Here is a 25,937-nt window from a genome sequence, read left to right on the forward strand (position 1 = left end):
CAGTGGCTCCGGCCTTCCCGACGGCCGCCGCAACTGGCAGAGTCTGCTGCGACATGACGATGCTCGACCTCTGCTATGACAGTCTTGACGGCCTTTCCGTCGGTGACGCCCTCGGCGCGCAGTTCTTCGTCCCCGGCACCAGCTCCGCCGCGCTACCTGATGGTGACCCACCGGCCGGGCCATGGCCGTGGACCGACGACACCGAGATGGCCTGCTCGATCGTCGCCGAGCTGCGCGAGCGCGACGGTATCGACCAGGACCGCCTGGCGGCCCGGTTCGCCGGGCACTTCGAGGCGTACCGTGGCTACGGTGCCGGCGCGGTGGTCCTGCTACGCCAGATCCGGCAGGGCGTCGCCTGGCGGGACGCCGCAGGTGCGGCGTTCGACGGACAGGGGTCGATGGGCAACGGTGCGGCGATGCGGGTCGCCCCACTCGGCGCCTTCCACGCGGGCGACAACCGTACCGCCGCTCTGCAGGCCTGGCGGTCGGCGGAGGTCACCCACGCCCACCCCGAGGCGATCCTGGGTGCGGTCGCGGTCGCCGTCGCGGCGGCGGAAGCCGGCTGGTCCCGGCTGACCCGGTCCCGGCCCGAGCCGGCCGAGCTGCTCGACGTGGTGCTGGGCCATCTGATCGACGGCCGGCTGATGTCCGGCATCGTCCGGGCCAGGCAGCTGCTGGGGGTCGGCGTCGCCGAGGCGGCGTACGAGTTGGGCAACGGCTCGCAGGTGCTGGCCTTCGACACCGTCCCGTTCGCACTGTGGGTCGCCGCGACCCGGCTCGACGACTACCCGGCGGCGATCCACGCCTGTGTCGAGGCCGGCGGCGACGTCGACACGACCGCGGCGATCGTCGGCGGCGTCGTGGCCGCGTACACCGGCTCCGGACCGGGCGGGATCCCGGAGCGGTGGCTGGCCCGCCGCGAGCCACTCCCCGACCACGTACGCCGGTGATGGACCTGCCTGCCGCCCGGCGAGCAGCGGATCCGGCCGCGGCGGCGGTCGGTAACCTCGTCCTCGTCAGCGGCGAGGAGGGTGCCGGCAAGTCGACGATTCTGCGGGCGCTGCTCCCCCACACGCCCGGCTGCGCCCGGATCGACGCCGAGGACCTCGGACAGACCAACCCGTGCCCGATGGACGACGGGTTCTTCGATCTATTCCGCCGCAACGTCGCAGCTCTGGTGACGAACTTCTGGGCTGCCGGCTACGTCAATGTCCTCACCGGCAGCTTTCTGCGCGACTACGACGACTACCTCGCGTTCCGTCAACTCCTGCCGCAGCAGACGACCGTGTTCCTGGTCGAGCTGCTGGTCGACCGAGGCGTACGCGAGCACCGCCGACTCACCCGGGCCAAGCAGACGACGCAGCGGTGGCGCGACCGGGTCGACCTGATCCCGGAGGATCGGACCCTCCGCGAGGCACTCGACCCGGACTACCGCTACATCGGCGTCGACACCAGCGCGTTGAGCGTCGCCGCGACCGTACAGTCGATCATGGATTCGATCCCGGAGATCTACGTCCGGTAGGACGCGTGGGGTTGGCCGCCGTGATCAGGATCCTCGTGCGACGGGTGTAGCGCTGGACGGTTGTCCGCCGGCGTGGCGGGCGTCGGCCGCGGCGAGCCCGACGCGTAGCGCTTTCTGTGCACCGGGCGGCCAGGGGCCGGAGGCGGCCAGCGGGATCTCGGTCATGAACCGCCGCTCGGTCTCGGGGATCAGCGCGACGACGAGATCCGGGTCCGTTGCCGCTGTCGCGTACAGGTTCGGGCCGTCGGCGTAGAACAGGTCGACGGCGACGAGCCGCCCGTCCACCGTACGCATGACGTTTGTCGGGTTGTGGTCCAACGGCCCGCACCAGGGCAGTTCCCGTCGGGCCCGGTCGTGGATCCGGCGCACGACGTCGACGAGGTCGGCGACGTCCGGATCATGCCTGGCGATCGCCCGGTGGAACGCGACAGCTTCGTCCTGACTCACCGGTCGAAGCCATTCGAGCAGCTGAAGGTCACCTCCGCCGGGCAGACGGCGGTGCGCGAACAGTTCCGGCACCTGCCGGGTGTGCGCGGCCTCACGGTAGAGCGCTGCGGTGTACGGTCCCGTCGGGTCGAACGGGCTGATCCGGGCGGCCATGGTGCCGTCGGGCGAGCGGAGCGCGATGGCCCAGTCGCCAGCGCCAGCGGGCGACCAGCCGGCGGCACGCAGCGTCTCTTCGGCCTGTCGATGGTTGGCCTGCCGGCCGAGCAGATCGAGCACCGCGTGGTGGGAGGCTGCGTCGGGTGCCGCCACGGTGTCGAGGATAGGTCACCGTAGGCACCGCCGGCGGGTTGTTACCGTCGGCGGGACAGTTGCGTACCGCAGTCACTGGAGGGCGCGTGCCGGGCCGATTCGTGTACTGGATGAACGTGTCCGTGGATATGAAGGTCGAGCACGCCCCGGGTGAGAACGGCGGCGGCGACTGGATGCGTATCGGGGAGTCGCTGCACCGGGAGTTCAACGCGCGGGCGCGGGCGCTGTCCCAGATGGTGCAGGGGCGGAAGGTCTACGAGATCATGGAGGCGTTCTGGCCGGGCGCGCGCGATGACGCGTCGCTGCCGGACTTCCTGCGCGAGTACGGCGAGATCTGGACGTCGACCCCGAAGGTGCTGGTGTCGCGTACCCGCGTCGACGCCGGACACGACACCCGCGTCGTCGGCCGCGACGGTGACGCCGTGGCGGCGCTCGCCGAGCTACGGGCGCGGGCCGACGGTGACATCGGCATCGGTGGGGCCACCGTCGCCACCCAGTTGCTGCAGGCCGGCCTGCTCGACGAGGTGATGCTGTTCGTCCACCCGGTGATCCTCGGCGCCGGCCGGGCTCTGTTCGACGACCTGGATGCCCCGGTCGAACTCGACCTGCTGGAGAACCGTGCCTTCGAGCAGGGCGTCACCCTGCACCGGTACGCCGTTCGAGGCGCCCGCCAACTGGCATGACCTGCGGTTTTGCTGGTCGCCGCAGGTCGGCGACACCTCCGTACCGAAACTTGAATGATTCCAGAAAACGGCCTATCGTGGCCCGGTGACATCCGACCTCGAGGCGCAGTTGAGGGCGGCCTCGTTGCGGGTGACCCGACCGAGGCTGGCAGTCCTCGCGGCGCTACGCGACCGCCCGCACGTCGACACCGACACGGTGCTCGACCTGGTGCGTGCCGACCACCCGACGGTGTCCCACCAGGCGGTCTACGATGTGCTGCGGGTCCTCACCGACGCCGGGCTGGTGCGGCGCATCCAGCCCGCCGGCGCGACCGCCCGCTACGAGCGGCGGGTCGGGGACAACCACCACCACGTCGTCTGCCGCTCCTGCGGCGCGATCGCCGACGTCGACTGCGCCACCGGATCCGCCCCCTGTCTCACCGCCTCCGACGACCACGGTTTCACGGTCGACGAGGCGGAGGTCGTCTACTGGGGCACCTGCCCCGGATGCACGACCGACAACGCCACTTCGTTATCGGCCAATCCGGAAGGGAACTGATGAGCGACACCCAGAACACCGGCCCCACCAGCGCACAGGGTGTGGACAAGATGGCAGCGTCCGGCTGCCCGGTCGCCCACGACTCGGTGACCGCGCACGGCAGCGAGAGCGAGAACCCGGCGATCGACTCACCAACTCCCAAAACGGGCGGGCGGCCGCGTACCAACCGGGACTGGTGGCCCAACCAGCTCGACCTGTCGGTGCTGCACGCCCACTCGCCCAAGGGCAACCCGCTGGGCGCGGACTTCAGCTACGCCAAGGAGTTCGCCACGCTCGACGTCGAGGCCCTCAAGCAGGACATCACCAAGGTTCTCACCACCTCGCAGGACTGGTGGCCGGCCGACTTCGGTCACTACGGCGGGCTGATGATCCGACTCAGCTGGCACGCCGCCGGCACGTACCGGATCGAGGACGGCCGGGGCGGCGCTGGTGACGGCGGGCAGCGCTTCGCCCCGCTCAACAGCTGGCCGGACAACGCCAACCTGGACAAGGCCCGCCGGCTGCTGTGGCCGGTCAAGGCCAAGTACGGCCAGAAGATCTCCTGGGCCGACCTGCTGGTGCTGGCCGGCAACGTCGCCCTGGAGTCGATGGGCTTCAAGACCTTCGGCTTCGCCTTCGGCCGGGAGGACGTCTGGGAGCCGGAGGAGATCTTCTGGGGCCCGGAGGACACCTGGCTGGGTGACGCCCGCTACCTCTCCGAGAAGGAGATGTCGGCTGGAGTCGGCGCGACCGAGATGGGCCTGATCTACGTCAACCCGGAGGGCCCGCGCGGCAACGCGGACCCCCTCGCGGCGGCCCACTTCATCCGGGAGACGTTCGCCCGGATGGCGATGAACGACGAGGAGACCGTCGCCCTCATCGCCGGCGGCCACACCTTCGGCAAGACCCACGGGGCCGGTGACGCCGACGCTCACGTCGGCCCGGAGCCGGAGGGCGCGCCGATTGAGGCGCAGGGCCTGGGCTGGTTGAGCACGCACGGCAGCGGCAAGGGCGGCGACACCATCACCAGCGGCCTGGAGGTCACCTGGACCGACAAGCCGACGCAGTGGAGCAACCGCTTCTTCGAGATCCTGTTCGGGTACGAGTGGGAGCTGACCACCAGCCCCGGTGGGGCCAAGCAGTGGGTGGCCAAGGACGCCGAGGCGATCATACCGGACGCGCACGACCCGGCGAAGAAGCACAAGCCGACGATGCTCACCACCGACCTGTCGCTGCGCTTCGACCCGACGTACGAGCAGATCTCCCGCCGGTTCCTGGCCAACCCGGACGAGTTCGCACTGGCCTTCGCCAAGGCCTGGTACAAGCTGCTGCACCGCGACATGGGCCCGGTCAGCCGGTTCCTCGGTCCGTGGGTGCCCGAGGCCCAGCTGTGGCAGGACCCGGTGCCGGCCGTCGACCACGAACTGGTCGGCGACGCAGACGTGGCCGCGCTCAAGGCGAAGGTCCTCGACTCCGGGCTGAGCACCGCGCAGCTGGTCAGCACCGCCTGGGCGTCGGCGGCGAGCTTCCGCTCCACCGACAAGCGTGGCGGCGCCAACGGGGCCCGGATCAGGCTCGAACCGCAGCGCAGCTGGGAGGTCAACCAGCCGGAGCAGCTGGCCACGGTGCTCAGCACCCTGGAGGGCGTCCAGCAGGAGTTCAACGCGGCCGGCGGCGCGCAGATCTCGCTCGCCGACCTGATCGTGCTGGCCGGCTCGGCCGCCGTCGAAAAGGCAGCGCACGACGCCGGGGTCAAGGTGACCGTGCCGTTCCACCCGGGCCGCACCGACGCCAGCCAGGAGCAGACCGACGTCGAGTCGTTCGCGGTGATGGAGCCGCGCGCCGACGGGTTCCGTAACTACCTGCGGCCGGGCGAGAAGACCCAGCCGGAGGTCCTGCTGGTCGACCGGGCGTACATGCTCGACCTGTCCGCCCCGGAGATGACCGTGCTCATCGGTGGTCTGCGGGCGCTCGGGGCGAACGTCGGCGGCGCGCAGCACGGCGTGCTCACCGACCGGCCCGGCGTACTCACCAACGACTTCTTCACCAACCTGCTCTCCCCGGGCACCCGGTGGAAGGCGGCGGAGTCCGGCGAGCACGTCTACGAGATCCGCGACCTTGCCACCGACGAGGTGAAGTGGACCGCGACCGCGGTCGACCTGATCTTCGGCTCGAACTCGCAGCTGCGTGCCCTCTCCGAGGTGTACGCCAGCAGCGACGCCGGCGAGAAGTTCGTCGCCGACTTCGTCGCCGCCTGGGTCAAGGTCATGGAGCTGGACCGGTTCGACCTGTCCTGAGCCGGCATGTTCGACAAACGTGGCCCCGCTGGCCGGTACCGGTCAGCGGGGCCACGTCGGGTTCCGGTCCGAGGTCAGCGGGGACACCACTGGTTGGCGTAGCCGTCGACGGCGCCGCAGGACCCGATGCCCTGCGGGTAGGTGAAGAAGCCGGTCGGGTCGTACTTGCGCTTGACCTCGACCAGCCGCGGGTAGTTCCCGCCGTAGTAGGCGTGTCGCCAGTCGGCCAGGTGGGGATCCGGGAAGTTCTGGTACGCCCCCGCCGGAGGGTGGCCGGCGAACACCTCGTCGAAGAACTCGGTCAGCCAGAGTTCGTTGGCGACGGCGACCTCCGGCGGATCGTCGTCTGCCCAGGTCGCCTCGGCGGCCATGATGAAGGTGACGTCGCGGTGCACGAACGCGGTGGCGTCCGGCTGTACCTCGTTCACCTGCCCGCCCAGGCAGAACAACGCGATCCCGGCCCCGTCCGGGTTGCGGCTGCCCGGCCACCGGTGCAGGCCGTCGAGCACTGCCTGCAGTTGCCGCCGGTTCAACGACTCGGGCAGCGCCGCCGACTTGACCGCGAACTGCTGCGCCGGGGTGTTCGCCGACAGCAACACGCTCGCCTCGGCCGGCGACACCGCCCGGACGCCGTCCCGGTTGGCTTCACGTTCGGCCGGCGTCCCGACGCGCAGTACCGGCTCGAGGATCTCAATCAGCTCGTCGACGGTGCCGTAGAACTGGCCGAGCGCGTCGGCGTACACCTGCTGCTCGCCGGCGGCCAGCGTGGTGCCGGCACCGATGCGGCAGTCCAGGCGCCGATCGCTGCGGTAGGCGGTCGCGACGTCCTGCAAGGCCAGCATGGCCGGGGTGACGCTGGCCGCCGACCAGCGGAACCGAAAGAACGACACCAGACCCTGCAGCTGTACGTAGCGGAAGGTGAACGAGGTGTTGACGCCGAAGTTGTTGCCGGCGCCGCCCCGGCAGGCCCAGAACAGGTCCGGATCGTTGGTCTCGTCGCAGGCCGTCACCGTGCCGTCGGCCAGCACCACCTCGGTCGATACCAGCCGGTCACAGGTCAGGCCGAACATCTTGTCGCTGAAGCCGATCCCGCCGCCGAGCACCAGCCCGGCCACACCGACCGTCGGGCACCGTCCGGCGGGGACGAAGACACCCTGGTCGCGCAGGATCGGCAGCAGGTCGGCGTTGACCACGCCGGCCTGCACGGTGATGGTGCCGGCATCGTCGGTGACCTCGACCGACCCGTACCGCCGCGGCGGTGCCGGCCAACGGTTCGGCGTGACCTCGATCCCCCGCAGCCGGCTCATCACCATCAGCAGGCCGGTCGTGGTGGAGTAGCCGGCGTAGTTGTGGCCGAGGCTGGACCGGGGCACCAGCGGCATCCCGACATCATGTGCCCAGCTGACTGCCACCGCGACGTCGTCGGGTGTGCCGGGTGTCAGGATCGCGGCTGGTTGCACGTTGGCGTACCGGTGGTTGTACGGGATGCTGAGTGCCTCGTAGCTCGCCCCGCCGGGGCGGTACAGGGTGGCATCCGCCGACAGCTGCCCCTGCAGCTCGACCCACTGCCGGTCCGGCAGATCCCGCCACGGACGATCGTCCCGGCCAGCGCCGGGCCCGATGTCCGGGTCCTGGGGCCTGACCTGCGTCGGTTGTTCGGCCGGGGTACGCGTCGGCTCCTCGGCCGGCGTCGGTACGGCCGTGGCTGGTCGCCCGATCAGACCGACCGCTGGGACCAGCCCGGCGACCGCGCCTGCCCGCAACGCCGTACGTCTGCTCACCATCGTCCGTGCTCCCCCGCTGGCACCGTCCGGATCAGCCGGTCGGTTCCGCCCCGGCCACCGCACCGACCCTGCCACCGGTCAGGCGCCGCTCAGGTCCCTCAGGCACACGTCACCCATCCGGCGTACACCGGTTCTGGGTCATCGTGTCGGCGCGGCGGGCTGAGGGTGGTGCACCCTAGCTGGCGCGATAGGGTGCACCACCTTCGACCCGCCGCGTGACACGACGTCCCGACGGACGGCGGCGCGGCGTCAGGTGTCCTCGCGGAGCACGAGTACGCCGTACCGGTCCAGGCGCAGCGGCGCACCGGCGGTGACCCGTTCCCCGGTCAGCAGGTCGACCCCGGCGGCACAGGCCGGCAGCTCCACTTGCTCCTCGCCGTGGTTGAGCAGGAACCGGATCCGGGTGCCGTCCGGCGCGACCCGTACCGCCGACTCCAGGTCCGGCACGTGTGCGTACGGGCCGAGCAGTCCGTGCCGGTCCAGGATTCGGCGTACCACCCAGGAAACCCCCGCCAGGTCGAGCCCGGCGGCGACGTACCACCCCTCGCCGGCGCCGAACCGGTTGCGGGTGACCGCCGGCGTGCCGGCGTAGAAGTCGGCCTGGTAGGTGCCGATCACCTCGGCGCCCTGCGGGATGACCAGCTCGAACAGCAGCGTGGCGGCGGAGACGACCGACCGGGCACCGTCCGCCGCCAGGGTGACCGGGTTGACCACGTCGGCCTCCCGGGCGTCCCATTCGTCGATCCGGATCCCCATCAGTTGGGCCAGCGGCCCCGGCACATCGGCCAGGAACGCCTGATCGTTCTCGTCGACCCGCCCGGAGAGATACGTTGCCAGCACGGTGCCACCCCGCTGGGCGACCACCTCCAGGCGGGCGGCGAGATCGTCTTTGACCATGTGCAGAGCCGGGGCCACCACGACGTCGTAGCCGGTCAGCTCGGCGGTCACCGGCGCCACGTCGACGTCCACCCCCGCGTCCCACAGTGCCCGGTGATAGGCGAGCACCACCTGCTGGTAGCGGACCAGCCGGGACGGACCGTCGGAAATCTCCAACGCCCACCAGCTGTCCCAGTCGAAAAGCACCGCCACCCGGGCCGGGGTGCGGGCACCGAGCGTCACGCCGCCGACCTGCGCCAGCTCCGCACCCAGCTCAGCGGCCTCGGTGAAGACCCGGGTGTCGGATCGGCCGGCGTGGCCGATGACCGCCCCGTGGTACTTCTCGCTGGCCCCCCGGCCGGCGCGCATCTGGAAGAACAGCACCGCGTCGGCGCCGTGCGCCACCGCCTGCCAGCTCCACAGCCGCATGACGCCGGGCCGCTTCAGCGGGTTGACGTCGCGGCAGGCGGTGACGCTCGGCGTCTGCTCCATCAGCCAGAACGGCTGGCCGCCTTTCAACCCGCGGATCAGATCGTGGGTGAACGCCATCCGGGCCGCCGACCGGTCGTCGGGTGGGTAGTTGTCCCAGGAGGCGAAGTCGAGATGCTCGGCCCACCGGTGGTAGTCGATCGGCCGGTACATGCCCATGAAGTTGGTGGTCACCGGGGTGTCCGGGCTGGACTCGCGGATCGCCGCCTTCTCGTCGACGAAGTTCGCCAGCATCGCGTCCGACATGAACCGCAAATAGTCGAGGGTGATGCCCTGGAACGCGGTGTGGTCGGGCCCGCGCCAGTGTTCGGTCAACGCCGACGGCGGCTCGATCTGCCCCCACTCGGTGAAGGTGTGCGACCAGAAGGTGGTGTACCAGGCGGCGTTGAGCGCGTCGAGGCTGCCGTACCGCTCACGCAGCCAGAGCCGGAAGTTGGCGGCGCACAGCTCGCAGTAGCAGGCACCGCCGTACTCGTTGTTGACGTGCCAGGCGACCAGGCCGGGGGTGCGCGCGTAGCGATGCGCGACCCGCCGGGCCAGCTCCGTGGCGAGTCGGCGGTACGTCGGTGAGCTGGGGCAGGAGTTGTGCCGTTGGCCGAACCGGTGCCGGCGGCCCTCGAAGTCGACGCGGGTGACGTCGGGATGGGCACGGGCTATCCAGGCCGGATGCGCTCCGGTGCCGGTGGCCAGGCAGATCTGCCGGCCCTCGGTGACCGCCCGCTCGACGATGCGGTCCAGGGTGGAGAAGTCGTAGACACCGGGACCGGGCTGGGTCAGCCCCCAGGTGAAGACGCCGACCGTGACGGTGTCGATCCGGGCCGCGTCGAACAGCCGGTAGTCGTCCTTCCAGACGTCCTCGGGCCACTGCTCCGGGTTGTAGTCCCCGCCGTACGGGATCTTCGCGACGTCGGGCAGCGTCACCTGGTGAACTCCTTCTCGATCGCCGTGATCATCGATCGGCTGGTGCGCAGCAGCAGCAACGCCAGCACCGAGCCGGCCAGCGCCAGCACCGCTTCCGAGGTGTATGCGGTGATCCCGGCCGCCACGACCCCGAGCGCCAGCACTCCGAGGGAGGTGCCGGGCGTACGGGTCAGGAAGTGCGCGGCGAGCCGGGCCACGTCGCGGGCGCGGAACGCGAACAGCGAGGTGATCACCAGCGCGATGCCACCCCAGACGGTCGCCGCGACCGCGACGAGGACCAGCAGCGCCGCCCACCAGCGCGGCACCCCGGCCGCGTCGAAGTAGGCCAGGTTGACTGCGACGATGGTCAGCCCGGCCAGCAGCGGCAGCCAGATCCGCAGCACCCCGCCGAGGTTGGCCCGGTAGCCGCGCCGGAAGTCGACGGCCGGGTTCAGGTCGGTGATGTCGGGACGGTGCCGGGCGATGGCGTACAGGCCGGCGGACAGCGCCGGGCCGACCGGGATGGCGCAGACGGCGTAGAGCGCAATGTTGCTGGAGTCCCGGGCCAGCAGCAGCGCGGGCACCAGACCGGGCAGTACGCCGGCGAGCAGCAGCAGCTCGACGACGGTCAGCCGGTAGACTATCGCCGCGACCCGCGACAGCGGGCCGGTGCCGAACTGCCGCTGCGCGGCGCCGAGGTCACTCATCGCGGCCGCCCTGCCCGAGCAGCCGCCGATCGTCGCACCACGGCGGCGCCTCGTCGACCACCGGGGTGATCTCGACCAGGGTGACCTCGTGCCGGGTCAGGGTCAGGTCGACGTCGACCCGGCCGTCGACGACCGGCAGCGAGCGGTGGGTGCGGGCCGGTTCGGCGGCGGTACGCAGCGCGTCGAGCTGCGCCGGCCGGGGTGAGCGGGGGCGGCCGAGCTCGCACCAGGCCCGCCAGGCGTTGCCGGCGTCGTCGCTGACCGACGAGCGCAGCAGGAACACCGAGCCGGCTGGTGCGGTGATCGGGACAGACAGGTCGACGGTGTGCCGGTCCGGTGCCGCCGTGACGTCGGTGACGTCGGTGACGTCGGTGACGTCGGTGACGTCGACCGGCGCCCAGGCCAGCACGGTGACCCGGCCGGTGTCGTCGTCGCGGGTGATCAGGTGGTCGGCGCCCCGGGCGAGCACCTGACGGCCCATCCGGGCCATGAACGCGTACAGGTGGTAGGTGGGTTTTCTGATCTGCCTATGGGTGAGCAGACCGAAGCCGCCGTGGAAGATCGCGGCCGGGATGCCGACCTCCTCGAAGACGTCGCTGAACGTCCAGTAGGAGAACGAGTCGACCAGGTCGCCGCCGGCCGCGACGACCGGGGCCAGGTAGGCGGCGTGGAACGCGGTGTCGTGGACCGGGTTGTCCGGCCGGTAGGAGGAGTTGAACTCGGTGATGTGCACCGGCAGGTCGGCCAGGGCGGTGCCGGCCAGGTGTTTACGCGGGCTGGCGAACTGTTCCAGCAGGTGGCCGGCGGGCATCAGGGTCTGGTAGGTGCCGAACGGCACGTGCTGGGCCGGCCCCGAGGTGTACGCGTGCCGGCTGACGAAGTCGATCGGCACATCGCGGTCGGTGACGTACTCGGCGAACGGCACCAGCCACTCGTCAGCACCGGGTGAGATCGCCGGCCCGCCGACCTGCAGGTCGGCGTCGACCTCCTTGACGGCGTGCGCGGTCACCTCGTACAGCCGGTGGTAGGCGGCCTGGTCGGCGCCTTGCCAGAAGATGTCCAGGTTGGGTTCGTTCCACACCTCGATCGGCCAGCTGCGGACCTGCGCCAGGCCGTACCGGTCGACGAGGTTGCCGATCGTGGCCCGGACCAGGTCGGCCCACTCGGACTCGCAGCGGGGCGGGGTGACGTTGCCGCGCCACCAGAAGACGGTCTGGTCGCCGGAGGCGAGTGCTCCGGGCATGAAGCCGAGCTCGATGAAGGGGGCGATGCCGAGGTCGAGGTAGGTGTCGACGATCTGGTCGGCGTAGGTGAACGAGTGGTGCACGCCGCGTCGGCCGGCGTGTTCGTACGGTCGGTGGATGCCGACGCCGTCGCTGAGCAGCCCGTGCCCCCGGATGTAGCGGAAGCCGATCTCCCGTTGGACCAGCGCCAGGGACTCCTGGTAGTCGCTGCGCAGCGCGAGGTCGAGCCGGCCGGTGCCGACGCAGGCCCGCCAGGCGTCTGGCAGGGTGCCGGTGCCCTGCTGCGGTACGGCGATCCGGGTCATCTCTGCTCCGCTCCTCATGATGGTGCCGGCTGTGCCGGTCACGTCCCTGCCACGGACGCGACCGGCACCCCCCAGGTGGTCAGCCGTGCTCTTCCTGGTATCGCTGGTACGCCCCGTTGACCAGGTCGATGTACTGCTGGGCGTTCTTGCCCTCGACCTCGGCGACGTAGGCGTCCCATTCGGACAGGTCACGCTGGCCGAGGATGAACTGCAGGGTCTGCTGCTGGACGTAGTCCTTCAACGGGGTCTCCCACAGGGTGGCCTGCTCGCGCTCCTCCCCGCTGAACGGCCTCGGCGGCGAGACCGGCAGGGTCTCCTTCTGCCCCATCGCCTCCTGGAACTTCAGCTCCTCTTCGGAGAAGGTCGACTGCAGCAGTTCGGTGGTGCCGCCGTAGGCGAACACCCCGTTGCTGAAGCCGAAGTCCTTCTGCAGGTGCTTGCTGGCGTCGGGGTTGATTCCGATGAAGTCGATGTCGGAGTCGAGGACCCACTTGTCGGCGGCGTCCTTGGTGTAGGTGACGCCTTCGACTCCCCACTTGGCGAACTCCTGGCCTTCGTCGGAGTACCAGAGCCAGTCGATGAACTGCATCATCGCGACGAAGTTCTCGCTCTCCCGCGCCTTGCTGGAGATCATGATTCCGTTCTCCAGGCGGGAGCCGGCCTTGACCGAGCCGACCGGGCTGTCCGGCCGGGTGATCTTGGCGATGGTGGCGTTCGGGTTGTTCTGTGCCAGCGCCGGCCGGTAGTCGTTGACCAGGGTCTGCGCATTGGTGCTGATGACGAACGACTTGCCGGTGGCGAGCTTCTGGATCGCGGTGTCGTCGTCCTGGGTCAGGCTCTCCGGGTCGAAGAGACCCTCGGCGACCAGCGAGTGCAGGAACTCCACCATCTCCTTGTACTCCGGCATCGTGCCGGTGAAGACGAACTCCTGGGCCTGCCGGTTGAACGAGGCGTTCTGGTAACCCCAGCCGCCCATCGTGTCGTAGCCGTACGACGGGCCGATGATGTTCTGCAGCGCGCCCAGCGGGGTGGGGATGCTCCACCGGTCCGACATCGGGTAGACCTCCGGGTACGCGGCCTTCATCGCCCGCAGCATGTCCCGGAACTCGTCCCAGGTGGCCGGCTCCTCGAGGCCGAGCTCGGCGAGGATGTCGGTGCGTACGGCGATGGTGTAGTCGGTCCAGACGTCCTCGTGCAGACCGGGCAGCAGGTAGTACTTGCCGTCCTGCTGGCGCAGCGAGTCGATGTCACCCTGCAGGTTCCACTTGGCGACCTTGTCCTGGAAGTGCGGCATCAGGTCGACGTAGTCGCTGATCGGCAGGATCGCTCCGCTGGAGACGTACGCCGATTCCTGGCCGGGGTAGGTCTTCGGGATGATGAACGGCGCGTCGCCGGCGCCGATCAGCAGGCCTCGCTTCTGCTCGTAGTCGCTCAGCGGCACCTCGACCGTTTCGAGCGACACGTTGGTGCGCTCGGTCAGTTCGTCCCAGAACATCCACTCCTTGTCGATCTGATAGTTGGGGTGGTTGTTGTAGAGCAGCGAGAAGCTCAGCGCCTCGGTGGCGGTGAACTGGTCACCGAGGCCGTAGCTCTCCATGGCTCCGACCCTGTTGCCGTCCAGGTCCGCTGTCTCGGTGTCGCCGTCGCTGCCACAGGCGGCGATACCGAGTGTGAGGGCAAGGACGCCGGCGGCGACCGCTGCGTGGCGGTGCCGAGATCGTTGGAACATAGGACTTCCTAATGAGTTCTGGGAGTGAGCCATCCGGCAAACTCCTGGTGGGTAGGTAGCCGCCAGCCGGTGAGCACTCCGGGTTCCTGGACGTCGAGTCCTGACGAAAGATCGTGCCCCGGCTGGTCGGTGTGGAGAGTTGATCGCTGATGGGATGTCGTGCCCGCCCGGTCGCGGCGTGAGCACTGCTTCATTAGGTCGCTGATGGTTCTCCTCCTGGCTACCAGCGGTGATCGACTCAATAGGCGGGAGAGACGTTGCTGTTCATAGGAGATGACTGGGCGGAGGACCACCACGACGTCGAGCTCATGGACGCCTCCGGCCGCAGGCTGGCCAAGGCGAGGCTGCCCGAGGGCATCGCCGGCATCACCAGGCTCCACGCGATGATCGGCACGGCGCTCGGCGACGACATCGACGCCGACGCTGCTGCTGCTCAGGTGAAGATCGGTATCGAGACCGATCGGGGCCCGTGGGTGCAGGCGCTGGTCGCCGCCGGGTACACGGTGTACCCGGTCAACCCGTTGCAGGCGGCCCGCTACCGGGAACGTCTGGCGGTGTCCCGGGCCAAGAGCGACGCCGCCGACGCGCACATGCTGGCCGACATGGTGCGCACCGACTCGCACCAACTGAGCCCGATGGCCGGAGACTCGGCGGACGCCGAGGCGGTCAAGGTCGTCACCCGGATGCACAAGACGCTGATCTGGGAACGCACCCGTGCTGTGCAGCGGCTGCGGCACGCGCTGCGGGAGTACTTCCCTGCGGCGTTGGAGGCGTTCGAGGACCTCGACGCCGCTGACACCCTGCAACTCCTCGCGAAGGCCCCTGATCCGGCCAGCGCCGCCCGGCTGAGTATCAGCCAGATCAGCGCCGCTCTCAAACGGGCCCGGCGCCGTGACGTCGCGGCCAAGGCCGCGTCGATCCAGGCGGTGCTGCGTGCCGAGCACCTCGGCCAGCCGGCCGTGGTCACCACCGCCTACGCCGCGTCGGTGCGCGCCCTGGTCGCCCTGCTGGTCACTCTCAACGAGCAGGTCAAGGCCCTGCAAGGGCAGGTGGAGGACCATTTTGGCCGGCACCCGGACGCTGAGATCATCCTGTCCCAGCCCGGACTGGGTGCCGTCCTCGGCGCCCGGGTGCTCGCCGAGTTCGGTGACGACCACGACCGCTACGCCACCGCGAAGGCCCGGAAGAACTACGCCGCGACCAGCCCGATCACCCGCGCGTCCGGGAAGAAGAGGACCGTCGCGGCCCGGTTCGTCCACAACGACCGGCTCATCGACGCCCTGATGACCCAGGCGTTCTCCGCGTTGAAGGCCTCGCCGGGTGCCCGCGCCTACTACGACCGGCAACGTGCCCGCGGCGCCAGCTACAACGCCGCGCTGCGCCAACTCGCCAACCGGCTCGTCGGCATCCTGCACGGATGCCTGAAGACCGGCACCGTCTACGACGAGGCGACCGCGTGGTCGCATCACCTCAGCAAGGCTGCTGCTTGACATTCAAGCTCCTGGGATGTCTTTCGTGTGCGGAAGGCATTCAGTCGAATGGGGCGGACCTGTCCGCAGCGCTACCCCTTGACCGCGCCGAGCATGATGCCCGACACGAAGTAACGCTGAATGAATGGATAGACCATGATGATCGGTAGTACGGTCAGGATGATGGTGACGGCCTGGATGTTCGCGGCTGCCTGGGCGAGGCTGTCGCTGCTGCTTCCGGTGGAGGTCGCGGTGGTTGCCCCGGCGATCAGATTGCGCAGGTAGACGGTCACCGGAAAGAGTTCGGAGCGGTCCATGTAGAGGAACGCGGTGAACCACGAGTTCCAGAACGAGACCGCATAGAAGAGCACCATCGTGGCGATGATCGCCTTTGACAGCGGGATGACGATGCGCCAGAGGATGCCGTACGTGTTGAGCCCGTCGACGGCGGCAGCTTCCTCCAACTCGGTTGGCAGGCTTTCGAAGAAGGCCTTCATGACCAGCAGGTTGAACACGTTGATCGCGTTCGGCAGCACGATCGCCCAGATGCTGTTCTTCAGCCCGAGGCTGGTGATCAGCACGTAGTTGGGGATCAGGCCACCGGAGAAGAACATGGTGAAGACGGCGATACCGACCAGCGCGCCCCGACCCTTCAGATCCTTTTTGGACAGGACGTAGGCGTAGCAGGTGGTTAGCACGATTGAGATGACGGTGGCGGTGACCGTGTAGACGATGGTGTTACGGTAGTTGGTCCAGAACATCGAGTCGGACATCACCAACCGGTAGGTGTCCAGGTTGAACCCGCGCGGGATGATGTTGACCTGGCCGGATCGGATGTAGCCCTCGTCGCTGAGCGATCGGGCGACGATGTTGGCGAACGGGTAGAGCGTGACGATCACGACGCCGGTCAGGATGATGCCGTTGACCGCCCGGAAGATCTGGTAGCCGCGGGTGTCGTCGGGCCGTCGGGGGCGGCGTCGGGTCGGTTGGAACAGCTTGCGGGAGGCGTCGACGGTCACCACAGGCTTGTCCCCACCGTGCGACGGGCGATCAGGTTGGCGGACAGCACCAGGGTCAGCCCGATCAGCGCCTCGAACAGGCCGATGGCGGCGGCGTAGCTGAAGTTGCTGGAAACGACACCCATCCGGTAGAGGTACGTCGATATGACGTCGGCGGTGGGGTAGGTCAGCGGGTTGTACAGCAGCAGGATCTTCTCGAAGCCGACCGCCATGAAGGTGCCGATGTTGAGGATCAGCAGGGTGATCATGGTGGGCCGGATGCCGGGCAGCGTCACGTGCCAGGTCTGCCGCCACCGGTTCGCCCCGTCGATCCGGGCCGCCTCGTAGAGGTCCTCGTCGATCGTCGTGAGGGCGGCCAGGTAGAGGATCGTCCCCCAGCCGACGGTCTGCCACACCTCGGAGGAGACGTAGATGGTGCGGAACCAGCCCGGCTGCTGCAGGAACGGGATCGCGTCACCGCCGAACGCCCGGATGATCGAGTTGACCGTGCCGTCGACCGAGAGGATCTGCATCACCATCGCCGCGACGATCACGATCGACAGGAAGTGCGGCAGGTAGGACACCGACTGGACGAACCGCTTCACCCGGCGGGCGCGGACCTCGTTGAGCAGCAGGGCCAGCACGATCGGCAGTGGAAACACCACGACCAGGGTGAGCGTGCCGAGGATCAGGGTGTTGGTGAAGACCTGCCAGAACGTGGGGTCGGCGAGGAACATCCGGACGTAGCGCAGGCCGACCCAGTACTCACCGAAGACGCTGCCGCCGGGCTGGAACCGGCGGAACGCGATGACGTTTCCCAGCATCGGCAGATAGCGGAAGATCAGGAAGAAGACCAGCGGCAGGACGACCAGTGAGTAGAGCTGCCAGTCGCGGCGCAGCGCCCGCCGCCAGGTACGGGTCCGACTCCGGCCGCGTCGCGGTAGGTCGCCGACCGGCGGCAAGGGCACCTGCGCCTGCGGCGACGCATCGACCGTGCTGGGTGTGCTCATCCCAGTTGCCACCCCTCACGTCCGGCCCGCCACCGGCCCCCTGCCGGCAGCAGGGAACGCCCCGCGGGACACATTCCTCGAAACTTTCGGAAATATGTGCGTTACCTTGCGGGGAACCTAAACTCCCCGGCATGGTGTGTCAAGGGTCACTGAACCGAACCTTCAACTGCATAGAGTGCGCTTGACGACGCCCAGATGTCACCAAAGCCCTACTCATCGCCACCCCTGACACACACTGACCCCGGGTTACCAGCAGGTTCAGCACCGGAAGTTTCGGTTACCTTACGTGAGGTACGCATGACAGAAGCGCCGCCGCTGCCCCCAGCACCGTCGACTCCCACACCCGTCCCGACCACCGACCCGCCGTCTCCGACGACCATCTCCACCATCGCCGACGAGGTCGGCGTCTCGATCACCACCGTATCCAAGGTTCTCAATGGTAAGGCAGACGTGGCGCCGCAGACCCGGGCCCGGGTGGAGGCCAGCCTGGCCCGGCACCAGTACCGGCGGCGGGCCCGACGCCCGCCGATCCGGCACGACCAGATCGACCTGGTCTTCCACGAGTTCGACTCACTCTGGGCGATGGAAATCATCCACGGGGTGGAGACCATCGCCAGCGCCGCCGGCATCGGTCTCAACCTGACCCAGCTCGGCGGCCGGCACAGCCCGTCGGAGGACTGGCTCGACGGCGCGGTGGTCCGGCGCCCGCTCGGCGTGCTCTTCGTCCTGTGCCACCTCACCGAGCGGCAGCAGGAACTACTCGCCCGCCAGCTCATTCCCTTCGTGGTGATCGACACCGACAGCGCCACGTCGGCGTCAGTGCCGACCGTCGGATCCAACAACTGGAACGGCGGGCTGATCGCCACCCGGCACCTGCTGCAGCTCGGGCATCGACGGATCGCCATCATCTCCGGGCCACGGGACGTACTGTGCGCTCAGGCCCGTACCGCCGGATTCCGGTCGGCCCACGACGAGGCCGGCCTGCCGGTCGCGGCCGACCTTGTCCGGCACGGCGACTTCTACGTCGACGCCGGCTTCGCCCACGGGATGGCACTGCTGGACCGCCCGGACCGGCCGACCGCGATCTTCGCCGGATCCGACATGCAGGCGCTGGGCGTGCTCCGGGCAGCCCGCCAACTCGGCCTGGATGTCCCACACGACCTGTCGGTGATCGGGTACGACAATGTGCCGGTCGCCGCCTGGACGGTGCCCGCGCTGACCACCGTCAACCAGCCGCTGCGCGACATGGCCGGCACCGCCGCGCAGATGTTGCTGGACCTGGCCCGCGGTGCCGAGTTGTCGACCAGCCGCATCGACCTGGTCACCGAGTTGGTGATCCGGGAGAGTACCGCCCCGCCACCGCCTGCCTGAGCATTTGTCCACCGTGCATCTGTCTCCTGGGAGATTCAATGCCCTCGTTTGATCTGCCGTTGCCGCAACTTGCGACGTACAACCCATCTGTGGTCGAACCAGCCGACTTCGCGATGTTCTGGAAGTCGACCCTGGACGATGCCGCCAGCCGTGAGGTGCTGATCGACGTCCGCTTGGAGCCAACGGACCTGCGCCTACTGGACACCTGGCAGGTGACGTTGCGCGGGTTCGGCGGCGACCCGGTCAACGCCTGGTACACCCGCCCGGCCGGGGTGGACAGGCCGCTGCCGGCGGTCGTCGAGTATCTCGGCTACGGGCGGGGCCGGGGCCTGCCGCATGAACGGCTGATCTGGCCGGTCGCCGGCTACGCGCACCTGTTGATGGACACCCGCGGCCAGGGCGACCAGTACGGCAACGGCGGGGACACCCCGGATCCGCACCCCGCCACGGCCGGCGGCCCCGGGCCGGTGACCCGGGGGATCCTCGACCCGGCCGACTACTACTACCGCCGGCTGATCACCGACGCGGTCCGCGCGGTGGCTGCGGTGCGTGCGCTGCCCGGCGTCGATCCGTCCCGGGTGGTCGCGGCCGGCAACAGCCAGGGCGGCGGGCTCGCCCTGGCGGTCGCCGGCCTGGTCGACGACCTGGCCGCGCTGATCTGCACCGCGCCGTTCGGCTGCCACTGGCAGCGGGCGATCGAGATCACCGACAACGAGCCGTACGGCGACATCGCCCGGTACCTCGCCGTGCACCGCGACGCCGAGCCGGCGGTACGCCGCACCCTGTCCTACTTCGATGGAGTGTCGTTCGCCCGCACCGCGGTGGCTCCGGCGCATTTCGGTATCGGGCTGCGCGACACCACCTGCCCACCGAGCACGGTTTTCGCCGCGTACAACCAGTACGGCGCCGGAAACGGGCGTTTGGAGCCACCGGCTCGGGAGATTCACCCGTATCCGTTCAACGGCCACGAAGGCGGTGAGTCGGAGCAGGTCCGCAGACAGTTGCGCTGGCTGCACGAACTGTTCCACTGAAACCGTCACCGGACCGGAGCAACAGTTCCACTCGAACCTCTGCCAGCTAGTCGAAATCCCGTACCATTGCATCGCCGAATGCGGCGTTCATGAAGACAATTCGGCGCTCGACCGCGTCCGACGGCTGCATCGGCAGGTTCCGGCGCACCTCATCGAGGATCAGGTTCGACCAACGCGGGACGTAGAGCTCTTCCTCCGCGAGCCGGAGTAACAGATTACACAGAGCAATGGGGATGAGGACGTTGGCATCCAGGATAGCGGTGAGCGGCACGCTACGCGACGTCACGCTCGTCAGAGTTTGCCGGAGTGCCGTACATCCCGGAATCCACCGCATCCGCAGTCATCTCGGCTAGCAGTTGGCGTCGCGCGTGGCTCCGCTGTTGCTTGTAAGCGAGCAGACCACCTAGCGGAATCCGCCGGGAGGAGTTGGGTCTGGAATAGGGGATCTCCCCATCGTCCAGCAGCTTGATGAGAGTCGGCCGGGACACACCGAGCAGCTCAGCCGCTTCTCTTGTGGTCAACTCCTGGTCGACCGGCACAATTGCCACGCCCCTCCCAGAGGCAAGCACCTGCACCAGACGCGCGAATACCTCGCGCATCGACCCGGGAAGCTCCGTCTCGATGCCGTCGCGAACCAGCGCCAGCTCACGTCCCTCGGCCGTCTCGAGCAGATCAGCAAGTCGCGCCAGCTCCGCGCGCTCGTCCAGACCGGGCACAATCGCATCCCCGTTCATGGCCCTCCTCTACGCTCTCAGACCATCAGCATCGCGCGAAAGCGCAAGAAGTGCAACCCAAAACCGACATATATGCCGTTAGTCGCGCAGGGCGTCGTCGAGGCTGGTCTCGGGTGGGCCGGGCAGCGCCGGATCCCGGCCCACCAGCACGTCGTACGCGGCCTTGACCGAGGCAAACCGTTCCCGGAACGCACCCCAGCGCCAGGCCCGCTCGAAGCGGCGTACCGAATCGTCACCGACGCCGACCGCGTCCACGCCGACCCGCCGGCAGACCGTGACCGCCCGCTCGATGTGGAAGCTCTGCGTCACCACGATCGCCTGCTCCACGCCGAAGACGCGGCGCGCCCGCAGGCACGAGTCGTAGGTGTCCAGACCGGCGTGGTCCTGCACGATCCGGTCCGCCGGCACGCCACGATCGATCAGCCAGCGCCGCATCGCGCCCGGCTCGTCGTAGTCCCACTCCCGATGGTCGCCGGAGACCAGCACCGCCCGGACCCGGTCGGCTTCGACCAGCCGCCGGGCCACCTCCAGCCGACCGGCCAGGAACTCCGACGGCGTGCCGTCCGGCCGGACCTGCGCCCCGAGCACCAGGGCGACCGGAGCGGCCGGCACGTCGGCCAGCTCGTAGACATGCTCGGCCGCCGACGCGCGGACCCAGTAGCCGCTGCCGGTGACCAGCAGCGCGACCGTGACCGCCGCCGCCGCGCAGACAACCAGTTTGCGGCGCAGCCACCTGGTTCGACGGGTCGGATGAGCCGGGGCGTCGTCCATGCCGTAATTATGGTCGACGGGCACGTCGCGCCCGCCGCTGGACACCGGCCGCGACAGGGAAGAGTGTGGAGCACATGGTCATCGAGCTGGGTCTGGCCAGCCACCCCGAGGCGCCGCCGCAGGCACCGGCCGGACGCTGGTGGCGGACACCACGACGGGTACGGCTGGCCGCCGGCCGGGCCCGTCCGCTCGCCGCCGTCGCCGGCCTGGCGCTGCTGGCCGGCCTGTCCGGCGCGGCCCCGCCCAGCGGCCCGCTGCTCGTCCAGGTCGCCAGCCATCAGGTGAAGGCCCGGGACATCGTGCTCGCCGGGGACCGGCTGCTGGTCACCTCGGCTGCCGCGCAGGGCGCGGCGACCACCTGGCAGTTGTCCGCGTACGGCGTACCGGACGGCGCGCTGCGGTGGACGGTACCGTTCGACTCGGCGAGTTGGCGGCTGCGCCAGGTGCGCCGGACCGGTGACGTGGTGCTGGTCGACCCGAGGTCCGGTCCCGGCACCGGCTCGACGGTCATCCTGGACGCGCAGACCGGGCAGACCCGGTGGGTGGCACCGGACGGGCTGGTGCTGACCGACGACGGGCGTACCGCGCTGATCGACGAGCCGGACGACGCCGGCGCCACCTCGTCGACGCTGCGTGCGGTCGACGTGGCGACCGGCGACGAGCTGTGGCGGGCCGACCTGTCCGTGCCGACCGAGGTGCTGGCCGGGACCGCCGGGCAGGCGCTGCTGGTCGGCACCGACGGCCGGGCCCAGGTACGCGACGGGCGCGACGGCACGATGCTGCGTACCGCCGATCTGGGTGAGGTGTCCCGGCCGGACACCATGGCCGGCACGCTGCTGCTGCGCCAGTGGCGCGGCGGTGAGCTGGGGGTCACCGGCTACGACCCGGCGACGTTGCGGCAGCTGTGGCACCGGCCGGTGCGGTACGGACCGGGCCGGATCACCGGGTGCGGCGAGCTGATCTGCTTCCCGGACGACACCCGGATCGAGGCGGTCGACCCGTTGACCGGCCGGACGGTGTGGCGGGTGCCGGCTGACCTGGTGGTCGACTTCGACAGCTACCTGGTGGCGTACAGCGTCTCGGCCGACGGCGGGTCCGGCGCCGCAGCGGACGGCGACGGTCGCGGGTATCCCGCGTCGGTGGCGGTGGCGGATGCCAGCGCCGAGGCAGGTTCGGGCAGCGGGCGGATCATCGACCCGCGGACCGGGCGGACCCTGCTGCCGTTGAGCGCCTGGGAGATTGAGTTGGAGGGGCGCGGCGACGCGACGTTCGTCGGCTACCGGCAGCTGACCGAGACCGGACCGGCGTGGCTTGCGGTACTGGCGCCGGCCGGTCCGGAGACGGTACGCATGGTCGGTAGCGTTCCCGGACCGGTCGGCGGCTGTGTCGGCGACCGCGGCACGATCGTCTGCCGGCTGGGTGCCGACGCGATCAGCATCTGGCACTACGAGCTCTGACCCGGGGGGCCGGGCCGGCCCGGGTCAGGCGAACCGACCCGGGCCGGGTAGCCGTTCAGGAAGCGGCGTCGACCTTGTCGGCGGCTTCGGCGAGTGCGGCGACGTACTCGTCGAGGCCCCAGGTGACCGACAACGCGGTGGGCGGCGACACCGAGGCGATGAACTCGGCACCGACCAGCGAGGCGACCGCCCCGGACCGGATCTGCGGCATGGTCTGGGCGGCCTGCGAGGACAGGAACGCGTCCTGTTCCTCCTGAGTGGTGGCGAACGACACCAGCACGTCCGAGGTGAGCTGGTCGAGTTGCTCGTAGCTCATGGTGAAGTAGAACGTCGACTCGTCGGTGCCGAGGTCGTTGACGCTGGGCGCGCCGGTCATCCCGAGGTCGAGGGCGAACTCGACCCGCGGGTCGGCCTCCTTGTAGACGTAGAAGGTGCCGGCGGAGTCCCAGACCATGGCGACGCTCTTGCCGGCCAGTTGCGGGTTCTCCTCAGCCTTGTTGGCGACCCGCGCGTCGATGTCGTCCAGAAGCGCCTGTGCTTCGTCGCTCTTGCCGAGCGCGGTGCCGACGGTGGTGACCAGGTCACGCCACGGGGTGGCCCACGCCTCGCCCGGGTAGGCGACCGTCGGCGCGATTTGACTGAGCAGGTCGTACTGTTCCTGGTCGATGCCGGAGTAGACGGCGAGGATCAGGTCCGGGTCGGCTGCGGCGATCTCGTCGAACGGCGGATCCTGGGCGTCCGGCAGTACGGTGGGCACCTCGGCGCCGGTCTCGTCGAGCTTCTCGGCGATCCACGGCAGTACGCCGTTGGCGTCACCGCCGTAGCTCTGGAACGGGATGGCCACCGGCACCACGTCGAGCGCGATGGCGGCGTCGGCGCTGCCCCATCCCCAGGCGACCACCCGGGTCGGAGTGTCCTCGATAGTGGTCTCACCGAGGGCGTGCTCGATGGTCACCGGGAAACCGGCCGAGCTGCCACCGGTCGCGGGGTCATCGGCGCTGGAGTCGTCGCCGGAACCGCACGCGGTCAGGCCGATGGCGAGGGCAAGCGGAGCGGCGAAAAGGACGCGGCTGAGTTCTCTGCTGATCACTGTCTCTCCTACGAGCGCGGGGTCGTCCGCGAAGGTCAGCACATGCAACCACGGCTAAGTTAGGTTTGGCTAGCCTATGTAATCCTGGTTACCGAGCCGTGATTCCGGCCGGCGGTGGCGAGCAACCACAGCAGGTACGGCCCGCCGATCACCGCGGTGACGATGCCGACCGGGGTCTTGATGTTGCCGGGCAGCAGGTGCTGGGCGACCAGGTCCGCCCCGGTCACCACCACCACTCCGACCAGAGCGGCGGGCAGCAGCACCGGGGCGCCGGAACGCATCATCCGCCGGGCGATCGGCATGGCGACGAACGCCACGAACGCGATCGGCCCGGTCACCGCGGTCGCCACCGCGGCGAGGGCCACCGCGATCGCCAGCAGACTGATCCGGCTGCGCTCCAGCCGCACCCCCAGGCCGGTTGCGGTGTCGTCGCCGAACTGCAGCAGCCCGAGCGCCGGACGCAACGCCAACAGCGCCGGGGTCAGCACGCCGAGCAACGTCGCCAGGACGGCGATCTCCGGCCAACGGGCGCTGCCCAGGCTGCCGACCATCCACGACAATGCCATCTGCGCCTCGCGTACCTCCCCCCGGGTCAGCAGGTAGCCGAGGACACCGTGCGCCATGAACGCGGCGGCGATGCCGACCAGCACGAACCGGTACCCGGTCAGCCCGCCCCGCCAGGAGAGCAGGTAGACGGCGGTCGCCGTACCGGCCGCACCGACGAACGCGGCGACCGACACGCCGAGGCTGCCGGCGCCCAGCATGACCAGCGCGAACACCGCGGCGGCGCTGGCCCCGCCAGTGACGCCGATGATGTCCGGGCTGGCCAGCGGGTTGCGCAGCAGGGTCTGGAAGATGCCACCGGCCAGGCCGAACGCGGCACCGGCCAGAATCCCGGCGACCAGTCGGGGCAGCCGCAGGCTGAGGATGATGAAGTCGTCGCGGCCGTCGCCCTGCCCGATCAGCGTGCGGAATACCCCGTCCACCGAGATCCGGTAGGCACCGAGACCGAGGCTGAGCAGGGCGAAGACGGCGACGACCCCGACCAACCCGGCCAGCACGACGGTGGTCCGGCGGCGTTGGCGACGCCGCAGCCGGCCCAGCGCGGGAAGCCCGAGACCGGCGGTCACACGCTGGCCAATCGGGAGCGGCGGACCAGGGCGATCAGCACCGGTGCGCCGAGGAAGGCGACGACCAGGCCGGCCTCGACCTCACCGGGCGGGGCGACCAGCCGGCCGAGCACGTCGGCCGCGATCAGCAAAGCGGCACCGAGCACCGCGCTGTACGCGAGGATCCACCGGTAGTCCGGCCCGGTCACCCAGCGGGCGGCGTGCGGCACGACCAGCCCGACGAAGACGATCGGTCCGGTGAGCGCCGTCGCCGAGCCGCAGAGCAACACGGTCGCGGTCATGATGACCGCCCGGTCCCGAACCACGTGCTGGCCGAGCCCGTGGGCGACGTCGTCGCCGAGGCTGAGCGCGTTGAGCACCCGGCCGGAGACCAGCGCCAGCAGGGTGCCGACGGCGATGAACAGCAGCACCGTACGGGCGGTGTCGAGGTCCCGCCCGACCAGCGAGCCGACCTGCCAGAACCGGTAGCGTTCCAGGGTCTGCAGGTTGGTCAGCAGCACCAGGGTGATCAGCGAGGTGAGCACGGCGGTGAGCGCCGAGCCGGCGATGGCGAGTTTCACCGGAGTCGCGCCGTCGCCGCCCATCGACCCGATGCCGTAGACGAGCAGCGCAGCGAGGGTCGCGCCGCCGAACGCGAACCAGATGTAGCCGGCGGTGGTGCCGATGCCGAGCCAGGTGATCGCGACGACGACGGCGAGCGAGGCTCCGGCGTTGATGCCGAGCAGCCCAGGGTCGGCGATCGGGTTCCGGGTCAGTCCCTGCATGAGCCCGCCGGAAAGTCCGAGTGCCAGACCGGCGAGCAGTCCGATCACGGTCCGGGGCAGCCGCAGGTCCCAGATGACCACGTGGTCGTTGACCGCCGGGTCGCGGTCGACCAGCGCCTCGACCACCACCGGCAGCGCGATGTCGCGGGATCCGAGGGCGAGGCTGGCGAAGACGGTCAGGGCCAGCAGCAGTACGGCAACGAGCAGCCCACCAAGCCGCCGACGTGTCGTAAAGCTACGACCACTTTGGGTAACATCCCGTCCGACACGCTCACCCCGACCGGCCCGAAGTGAGGTAAGCAT

The 25,937-nt window shown here is 69.6% G+C and carries 23 protein-coding genes; 9 read left to right on the forward strand and 14 right to left on the reverse strand.

Translation table 11 applies throughout. The features are described 5' to 3' along the window. Window positions 1–53: 53 nt before the first annotated feature. Together O7553_RS21280 and O7553_RS21285 are read left to right on the forward strand one after the other, a co-directional pair. Window positions 54–950 (forward strand): ADP-ribosylglycohydrolase family protein, encoded by an 897-nt coding sequence (locus tag O7553_RS21280; protein WP_281551445.1) that lies wholly within the window; start codon window positions 54–56, stop codon window positions 948–950. Then, complete coding sequence (locus O7553_RS21285; protein ID WP_281551446.1) at window positions 947–1,522, forward strand: hypothetical protein; 576 nt, start codon at window positions 947–949, stop codon at window positions 1,520–1,522. Before O7553_RS21280 ends, O7553_RS21285 begins: the two co-directional genes overlap by 4 nt. 24 nt (window positions 1,523–1,546) lie before the next feature. On the opposite strand, the gene O7553_RS21290 is transcribed toward O7553_RS21285, so the two are convergent. Continuing rightward, a complete protein-coding gene (locus O7553_RS21290) occupies window positions 1,547–2,278 on the reverse strand; it encodes a hypothetical protein (protein WP_281551447.1) in 732 nt (243 codons plus the stop codon). A 122-nt stretch (window positions 2,279–2,400) separates the two neighbouring features. On the opposite strand from O7553_RS21290, the gene O7553_RS21295 reads away from it, so the two are divergent. The 3 genes from O7553_RS21295 to katG all read left to right on the forward strand — a co-directional run bounded on the left by O7553_RS21295 (window position 2,401) and on the right by katG (window position 5,775). After that, a complete protein-coding gene (locus O7553_RS21295) occupies window positions 2,401–2,961 on the forward strand; it encodes a dihydrofolate reductase family protein (protein WP_281551448.1) in 561 nt (186 codons plus the stop codon). An 85-nt stretch (window positions 2,962–3,046) separates the two neighbouring features. Continuing rightward, on the forward strand, window positions 3,047–3,499 hold the full coding sequence (locus tag O7553_RS21300) for a Fur family transcriptional regulator (RefSeq protein WP_281551449.1): 453 nt from the start codon (window positions 3,047–3,049) through the stop codon (window positions 3,497–3,499). Beyond that, window positions 3,499–5,775: a catalase/peroxidase HPI gene (gene katG, locus O7553_RS21305; RefSeq protein WP_281551450.1), complete on the forward strand. Its 2,277-nt coding sequence runs from the start codon at window positions 3,499–3,501 to the stop codon at window positions 5,773–5,775. Before O7553_RS21300 ends, katG begins: the two co-directional genes overlap by 1 nt. A 74-nt stretch (window positions 5,776–5,849) precedes the next feature. Here the strand turns inward: katG and O7553_RS21310 are convergent, their stop codons facing one another. The 5 genes from O7553_RS21310 to O7553_RS21330 form a co-directional block, all read right to left on the reverse strand. Continuing rightward, window positions 5,850–7,559: an FAD-binding oxidoreductase gene (locus O7553_RS21310; RefSeq protein WP_281551451.1), complete on the reverse strand. Its 1,710-nt coding sequence runs from the start codon at window positions 7,557–7,559 to the stop codon at window positions 5,850–5,852. Window positions 7,560–7,808: 249 nt separating this feature from the next. Further along, window positions 7,809–9,845, reverse strand: coding sequence for a beta-galactosidase (locus tag O7553_RS21315; RefSeq protein ID WP_281551452.1), 2,037 nt, complete (start codon window positions 9,843–9,845; stop codon window positions 7,809–7,811). Continuing rightward, window positions 9,842–10,531, reverse strand: a complete 690-nt coding sequence (locus O7553_RS21320) for a hypothetical protein (RefSeq protein ID WP_281551453.1) — start codon at window positions 10,529–10,531, stop codon at window positions 9,842–9,844. Before O7553_RS21320 ends, O7553_RS21315 begins: the two co-directional genes overlap by 4 nt. After that, on the reverse strand, window positions 10,524–12,080 hold the full coding sequence (locus O7553_RS21325) for a xylan 1,4-beta-xylosidase (protein WP_281551454.1): 1,557 nt from the start codon (window positions 12,078–12,080) through the stop codon (window positions 10,524–10,526). The genes O7553_RS21320 and O7553_RS21325 overlap by 8 nt, the downstream gene beginning before the upstream one ends. Before the next feature lie 79 nt (window positions 12,081–12,159). Continuing rightward, window positions 12,160–13,809 carry an extracellular solute-binding protein gene (locus tag O7553_RS21330; protein WP_281551455.1) on the reverse strand — a complete coding sequence of 550 codons (1,650 nt, stop codon included), beginning with the start codon at window positions 13,807–13,809 and terminating at the stop codon, window positions 12,160–12,162. A gap of 257 nt (window positions 13,810–14,066) precedes the next feature. Here O7553_RS21330 and O7553_RS21335 point away from each other — a divergent pair, with 257 nt between their 5' ends. After that, window positions 14,067–15,299: an IS110 family transposase gene (locus tag O7553_RS21335; protein WP_281551456.1), complete on the forward strand. Its 1,233-nt coding sequence runs from the start codon at window positions 14,067–14,069 to the stop codon at window positions 15,297–15,299. A 71-nt stretch (window positions 15,300–15,370) separates the two neighbouring features. On the opposite strand, the gene O7553_RS21340 is transcribed toward O7553_RS21335, so the two are convergent. After that, a complete protein-coding gene (locus O7553_RS21340; RefSeq protein WP_281551457.1) occupies window positions 15,371–16,297 on the reverse strand; it encodes a carbohydrate ABC transporter permease in 927 nt (308 codons plus the stop codon). Then, window positions 16,294–17,286 carry an ABC transporter permease subunit gene (locus O7553_RS21345; protein ID WP_281551458.1) on the reverse strand — a complete coding sequence of 331 codons (993 nt, stop codon included), beginning with the start codon at window positions 17,284–17,286 and terminating at the stop codon, window positions 16,294–16,296. Before O7553_RS21345 ends, O7553_RS21340 begins: the two co-directional genes overlap by 4 nt. Before the next feature lie 297 nt (window positions 17,287–17,583). On the opposite strand from O7553_RS21345, the gene O7553_RS21350 reads away from it, so the two are divergent. Next, window positions 17,584–18,657, forward strand: coding sequence for a LacI family DNA-binding transcriptional regulator (locus O7553_RS21350; protein WP_281551459.1), 1,074 nt, complete (start codon window positions 17,584–17,586; stop codon window positions 18,655–18,657). Between the two features lie 38 nt (window positions 18,658–18,695). After that, window positions 18,696–19,688, forward strand: coding sequence for an acetylxylan esterase (locus O7553_RS21355; RefSeq protein ID WP_281551460.1), 993 nt, complete (start codon window positions 18,696–18,698; stop codon window positions 19,686–19,688). Between the two features lie 46 nt (window positions 19,689–19,734). On the opposite strand, the gene O7553_RS21360 is transcribed toward O7553_RS21355, so the two are convergent. From O7553_RS21360 to O7553_RS21370, 3 genes are all read right to left on the reverse strand, one after another. Beyond that, entirely contained in the window at window positions 19,735–19,974 is a 240-nt protein-coding gene (locus O7553_RS21360; RefSeq protein ID WP_281551461.1) for a hypothetical protein, read from the reverse strand. After that, entirely contained in the window at window positions 19,961–20,422 is a 462-nt protein-coding gene (locus O7553_RS21365) for a helix-turn-helix domain-containing protein (RefSeq protein WP_281551462.1), read from the reverse strand. Before O7553_RS21365 ends, O7553_RS21360 begins: the two co-directional genes overlap by 14 nt. Before the next feature lie 78 nt (window positions 20,423–20,500). Further along, window positions 20,501–21,193, reverse strand: coding sequence for an ElyC/SanA/YdcF family protein (locus O7553_RS21370; RefSeq protein ID WP_281551463.1), 693 nt, complete (start codon window positions 21,191–21,193; stop codon window positions 20,501–20,503). A 74-nt stretch (window positions 21,194–21,267) separates the two neighbouring features. On the opposite strand from O7553_RS21370, the gene O7553_RS21375 reads away from it, so the two are divergent. Continuing rightward, complete coding sequence (locus O7553_RS21375) at window positions 21,268–22,650, forward strand: PQQ-binding-like beta-propeller repeat protein (RefSeq protein ID WP_281551464.1); 1,383 nt, start codon at window positions 21,268–21,270, stop codon at window positions 22,648–22,650. A 55-nt stretch (window positions 22,651–22,705) separates the two neighbouring features. Here the strand turns inward: O7553_RS21375 and O7553_RS21380 are convergent, their stop codons facing one another. From O7553_RS21380 to O7553_RS21390, 3 genes are all read right to left on the reverse strand, one after another. Continuing rightward, window positions 22,706–23,740 carry an iron-siderophore ABC transporter substrate-binding protein gene (locus O7553_RS21380; protein ID WP_281551465.1) on the reverse strand — a complete coding sequence of 345 codons (1,035 nt, stop codon included), beginning with the start codon at window positions 23,738–23,740 and terminating at the stop codon, window positions 22,706–22,708. A 74-nt stretch (window positions 23,741–23,814) separates the two neighbouring features. Continuing rightward, window positions 23,815–24,870 (reverse strand): iron chelate uptake ABC transporter family permease subunit, encoded by a 1,056-nt coding sequence (locus tag O7553_RS21385; RefSeq protein ID WP_281551466.1) that lies wholly within the window; start codon window positions 24,868–24,870, stop codon window positions 23,815–23,817. After that, window positions 24,867–25,937 carry an iron chelate uptake ABC transporter family permease subunit gene (locus O7553_RS21390; RefSeq protein WP_281551467.1) on the reverse strand — a complete coding sequence of 357 codons (1,071 nt, stop codon included), beginning with the start codon at window positions 25,935–25,937 and terminating at the stop codon, window positions 24,867–24,869. Before O7553_RS21390 ends, O7553_RS21385 begins: the two co-directional genes overlap by 4 nt.

It is taken from the genome of Solwaraspora sp. WMMA2059 (genome assembly GCF_027497315.1).
In the GTDB taxonomy this organism is placed as follows: Bacteria; Actinomycetota; Actinomycetes; order Mycobacteriales; family Micromonosporaceae; genus Micromonospora_E.

What these genes read in the sequence shown, in the direction of transcription:
- O7553_RS21280 (WP_281551445.1), top strand. Translation starts at nt 54, where the DNA reads ATGACGATGCTCGACCTCTGCTATGACAGTCTTGACGGCCTTTCCGTC.
- katG (WP_281551450.1), top strand. Translation starts at nt 3,499, where the DNA reads ATGAGCGACACCCAGAACACCGGCCCCACCAGCGCACAGGGTGTGGAC.
- O7553_RS21310 (WP_281551451.1), bottom strand. Translation starts at nt 7,559, where the DNA reads ATGGTGAGCAGACGTACGGCGTTGCGGGCAGGCGCGGTCGCCGGGCTG.
- O7553_RS21320 (WP_281551453.1), bottom strand. Translation starts at nt 10,531, where the DNA reads ATGAGTGACCTCGGCGCCGCGCAGCGGCAGTTCGGCACCGGCCCGCTG.
- O7553_RS21325 (WP_281551454.1), bottom strand. Translation starts at nt 12,080, where the DNA reads ATGACCCGGATCGCCGTACCGCAGCAGGGCACCGGCACCCTGCCAGAC.
- O7553_RS21330 (WP_281551455.1), bottom strand. Translation starts at nt 13,809, where the DNA reads ATGTTCCAACGATCTCGGCACCGCCACGCAGCGGTCGCCGCCGGCGTC.
- O7553_RS21345 (WP_281551458.1), bottom strand. Translation starts at nt 17,286, where the DNA reads ATGAGCACACCCAGCACGGTCGATGCGTCGCCGCAGGCGCAGGTGCCC.
- O7553_RS21350 (WP_281551459.1), top strand. Translation starts at nt 17,584, where the DNA reads ATGACAGAAGCGCCGCCGCTGCCCCCAGCACCGTCGACTCCCACACCC.
- O7553_RS21355 (WP_281551460.1), top strand. Translation starts at nt 18,696, where the DNA reads ATGCCCTCGTTTGATCTGCCGTTGCCGCAACTTGCGACGTACAACCCA.
- O7553_RS21365 (WP_281551462.1), bottom strand. Translation starts at nt 20,422, where the DNA reads ATGAACGGGGATGCGATTGTGCCCGGTCTGGACGAGCGCGCGGAGCTG.
- O7553_RS21370 (WP_281551463.1), bottom strand. Translation starts at nt 21,193, where the DNA reads ATGGACGACGCCCCGGCTCATCCGACCCGTCGAACCAGGTGGCTGCGC.
- O7553_RS21375 (WP_281551464.1), top strand. Translation starts at nt 21,268, where the DNA reads ATGGTCATCGAGCTGGGTCTGGCCAGCCACCCCGAGGCGCCGCCGCAG.
- O7553_RS21390 (WP_281551467.1), bottom strand. Translation starts at nt 25,937, where the DNA reads ATGCTTACCTCACTTCGGGCCGGTCGGGGTGAGCGTGTCGGACGGGAT.